5 protein-coding genes are annotated in these 4,320 nt (G+C 66.8%); all 5 read left to right on the top strand.

The features are described 5' to 3' along the window. Nucleotides 1-1,305 (top strand): F0F1 ATP synthase subunit alpha (atpA, locus tag VFX99_RS09255; protein WP_329666010.1); only part of this gene is annotated, 1,305 nt, incomplete at its 5' end. Between the two features lie 19 nt (nucleotides 1,306-1,324). Continuing rightward, a complete protein-coding gene (locus VFX99_RS09250) occupies nucleotides 1,325-2,221 on the top strand; it encodes a F0F1 ATP synthase subunit gamma (RefSeq protein ID WP_329666009.1) in 897 nt (298 codons plus the stop codon). A gap of 26 nt (nucleotides 2,222-2,247) precedes the next feature. After that, the gene (gene atpD / locus VFX99_RS09245) at nucleotides 2,248-3,696 is read left to right on the top strand and encodes a F0F1 ATP synthase subunit beta (RefSeq protein ID WP_329666008.1); all 1,449 of its coding nucleotides are present in this window, start codon (nucleotides 2,248-2,250) and stop codon (nucleotides 3,694-3,696) included. Between the two features lie 2 nt (nucleotides 3,697-3,698). Continuing rightward, on the top strand, nucleotides 3,699-3,959 hold the full coding sequence (locus tag VFX99_RS09240; protein ID WP_329666007.1) for a F0F1 ATP synthase subunit epsilon: 261 nt from the start codon (nucleotides 3,699-3,701) through the stop codon (nucleotides 3,957-3,959). A gap of 1 nt (nucleotide 3,960) precedes the next feature. Further along, on the top strand, nucleotides 3,961-4,320 hold a 360-nt coding region (gene yaaA, locus VFX99_RS09235; RefSeq protein ID WP_329666006.1), incomplete at its 3' end, for a peroxide stress protein YaaA.

Here is a 4,320-nt window from a genome sequence, read left to right as displayed (position 1 = left end):
GACCCGCTCGGCACCCCGATCGACGGTCTCGGCGAGATCAAGAGCGAGACCCGCCGCGCCCTCGAACTGCAGGCGCCGGGCGTCATGTCGCGTAAGAGCGTCCACGAGCCGATGCAGACCGGCATCAAGGCGATCGACGCGATGATCCCGGTCGGCCGCGGCCAGCGCCAGCTCATCATCGGCGACCGCCAGACGGGCAAGACCGCGATCGCGATCGACACGATCATCAACCAGAAGGCCAACTGGGACTCGGGCGACACCACCAAACAGGTGCGCTGCATCTACGTCGCCATCGGCCAGAAGGGCTCGACGATCGCGGCCGTGAAGGGCGCTCTCGAAGACGCCGGTGCGATGGAGTACACGACGATCGTCGCCGCTCCGGCATCCGACCCGGCCGGCTTCAAGTACCTCGCCCCGTACACCGGCTCGGCCATCGGCCAGCACTGGATGTACGCCGGCAAGCACGTGCTGATCATCTTCGATGACCTGACCAAGCAGGCCGAGGCCTACCGCGCCGTTTCGCTGCTGCTGCGCCGCCCGCCGGGACGTGAGGCCTACCCGGGCGACGTCTTCTACCTGCACTCCCGTCTGCTCGAGCGTTGCGCCAAGCTCTCCGACGAGCTGGGCGCCGGCTCGATGACCGGCCGGCCGATCATCGAGACCAAGGCCAACGACGTCTCGGCGTACATCCCCACCAACGTGATCTCGATCACCGACGGACAGATCTTCCTGCAGTCCGACCTGTTCAACGCCAACCAGCGTCCCGCGGTCGACGTCGGCATCTCGGTGTCCCGAGTCGGCGGCGACGCGCAGGTCAAGTCGATCAAGAAGGTCTCCGGCACGCTCAAGCTCGAGCTCGCCCAGTACCGCTCGCTCGAGGCGTTCGCGATGTTCGCGAGCGACCTGGATGCGGCGTCCCGCCGTCAGCTGGCCCGTGGTGCGCGCCTCACGGAGCTGCTCAAACAGCCGCAGTACTCCCCGTACCCGGTCGAAGAGCAGGTCGTCTCGATCTGGGCCGGCACGAACGGCAAGCTGGACACCATCGAGGTCGAGGACGTGCTGCGCTTCGAACGGGACCTGCTGGATCACGTCCGCCGCAACACGACGATCCTCGATCGCCTCCGTGAGACGAATGTGCTGGACGACGACACCGTGGCCGAGCTGGGCCGCGTGGTGGACGCCTTCACGCTCGAATTCCAGGGCGGCAGCGGCCAGCACATCGACAACCCGGGCCACGAGGAGTTCAAGGCCGCGGAGGTCGAGGACGTGAACCAGGAGCAGATCGTCAAGGGCCGCCGCAAGTAGCGGGCGGCGGACACGGACCATGGGCGCACAACTGAGGGTCTACAAGCAGAAGATCAGCACTGCTCAGACGACCAAGAAGATCACGAAGGCGATGGAGCTCATCGCGGCCTCGCGCATTCAGAAGGCGATGGGGCGCGTTCGCGCCTCGGCGCCGTTCGCGCGCGCGGTGACGCGGGCCGTGTCGGCCGTGGCCACGCATTCGAACATCGACCACCCGCTGACCACGGCCCGCGAGGTTCAGAGGTCGGCGGTCGTGATCTTCGCCTCGGACCGTGGCCTAGCGGGCGCATTCAACTCGCAGATCATGCGCGAAGGGCTGGAGCTGGCGACACTCCTGCAGTCGCAGGGCAAGGAAGTCACCTACTATCTCGTCGGTCGCAAGGCGGTCGCGTTCTTCCAGTTCCGGCGCATCCAGAGTGCGGCGGAGTGGACGGGCGACACCGATACGCCGGAGTTCCGTTTCGCGGAGCAGATCTCCGGCACGCTGCTCGAGGCCTTCGAGCGCGGGTCCGAGCGCGGCGGCGTGGACGAGATCCACCTGGTCTACAACCGCTTCGTGAGCATGATGACGCAAACCCCCGAGACGGTGCGCCTGCTTCCCCTCGAGGTCGTCGAGGCCAGCGAGTCCGCATCGGACGTCCAGGCCTTCCCGCTCTACGAGTTCGAGCCGGACCCTGCGACCGTTCTCGATGCTCTCCTGCCGGTGTACATCCAGAGCCGCATCTTCAACGCCCTCCTGCAGTCCTCCGCCGCGAAGCACGCTGCGACGCAGAAGGCGATGAAGTCCGCCAGCGACAACGCCGACAAGCTCATCACCGACTACACCCGGCTGCGCAACAACGCGCGCCAGGCCGAGATCACCCAGCAGATCGCCGAGATCGTCGGCGGAGCCGACGCCCTGTCGTCGGCGAACTAGATACCCCTCCGAAAGAGAAGAAGACAATGACCCTCACCGCTACCGCCGAACAGACCACGGTCGTCGGACGCGTCGCGCGCGTCACCGGTCCGGTCGTCGACATCGAGTTCCCGCACGACTCGCTTCCCGACATCTACAACGCGCTCAAGACGACCATCACCATCGGCGACGAGTCGAACGAGATCACACTCGAGGTCGCCCAGCATCTGGGGGACGACCTCGTTCGCGCGATCGCGCTGAAGCCCACCGACGGCGTCGTCCGCGGCCAGGAAGTGCGCGACACCGGCGGCCCCATCACGGTGCCCGTCGGCGACGTCACCAAGGGCAAGGTGTTCAACGTCATCGGGGAGGTCCTCAACGCCGCGCCGGGCGAGAAGATCGAGATCACCGAGCGCTGGGGCATCCACCGCAAGGCGCCGAGCTTCGACCTGCTCGAGTCCAAGACGCAGATGTTCGAGACCGGCATCAAGGTCATCGACCTGCTGACGCCGTACGTGCTCGGCGGCAAGATCGGCCTGTTCGGCGGCGCCGGCGTGGGCAAGACCGTCCTCATCCAGGAGATGATCCAGCGAGTCGCGCAGGACCACGGTGGTGTGTCGGTGTTCGCAGGAGTGGGCGAGCGCACCCGTGAGGGCAACGACCTCATTCACGAGATGGAGGAGGCCGGCGTCTTCGACAAGACCGCCCTGGTCTTCGGCCAGATGGACGAGCCGCCCGGGACGCGCCTTCGGGTGGCCCTGTCGGCCCTCACCATGGCGGAGTACTTCCGCGACGTGCAGGGTCAGGACGTGCTGCTGTTCATCGACAACATCTTCCGCTTCACGCAGGCCGGTTCCGAGGTGTCGACCCTCCTCGGCCGCATGCCCTCCGCGGTGGGCTACCAGCCGAACCTCGCCGACGAGATGGGTGTGCTCCAGGAGCGCATCACCTCCACGCGCGGTCACTCGATCACATCGCTGCAGGCGATCTACGTCCCCGCCGACGACTACACCGACCCGGCCCCGGCGACCACGTTCGCGCACCTCGACGCGACGACCGAGCTCTCCCGTGAGATCGCGTCCAAGGGCCTCTACCCGGCCGTCGACCCGCTGACCTCGACGAGTCGCATCCTCGACCCGCGTTACATCGGCGCCGACCACTACCGCGTCGCGACGGCCGTCAAGCAGATCCTCCAGAAGAACAAGGAACTGCAGGAGATCATCGCCATCCTCGGTGTCGACGAGCTCTCCGAAGAGGACAAGGTCGTCGTGTCCCGTGCGCGCCGCATCCAGCAGTTCCTCTCTCAGAACACCTACATGGCGAAGAAGTTCACCGGAGTCGAGGGGTCGACGGTCCCGATCGCCGAGACCATCGAGTCCTTCGACGCGATCGTCAAGGGCGACTTCGACCACGTCGCCGAGCAGGCGTTCTTCAACGTCGGCGGCATCTCCGATGTCGAGGAGAACTGGGCGCGCATCCAGAAGGAGAACGGCTGACCATGGCGCTCACGGTGAATCTCGTCGCGGCCGACCACGAAGTCTGGTCGGGCGAGGCGAGTCTCGTCGTCGCGAAGACCGTGATCGGCGAGATCGGCATCATGACCGGCCACGAGCCCATCCTCGGTGTGCTCGCGGCCGGCGAGGTCCGGATCACCCTCGACGACGGCAGCAAGATCATCGCGAACGCGCAGGACGGCTTCCTGTCGGTCGAGAGCGACGTGGTGACGATCGTCGCGGGCAACGCAGCGATCATCTCGTAGGTTGCTCGTCCTTCTGCCCCCGTCCGAGACCAAGCGCGCGGGCGGGGGATCGGTGCGCCTCGACCTCGGCGCGCTCGCACTGCCGGGACTGCGACCTCAGCGCGAGGCGGTGCTCGGTGCTCTGGAAGAGCTTTCGACGGATGCCGCGGCCGCGGCGCGCGTGCTCGGACTCGGCGTCACGCAGCATCCCGAGGTCGCGCTCAACGCGGTGATGCGGTCGGCGCCGACGATGGCGGCGATCGATCGCTACACCGGTGTGCTCTACAACGCGATGGACGCGGCATCGCTCGATGCGCCCGCGCGCCGGTGGCTGGGATCGAACGTTCTCGTCCAGACCGCGCCTTTCGGACCCGTCGGCGCG

The sequence above is a fragment of the Microbacterium sp. genome (assembly GCF_036277215.1).
Classification (GTDB): Bacteria; Actinomycetota; Actinomycetes; order Actinomycetales; family Microbacteriaceae; genus Microbacterium.
This window is presented reverse-complemented; position numbering and strand designations above follow the sequence as displayed.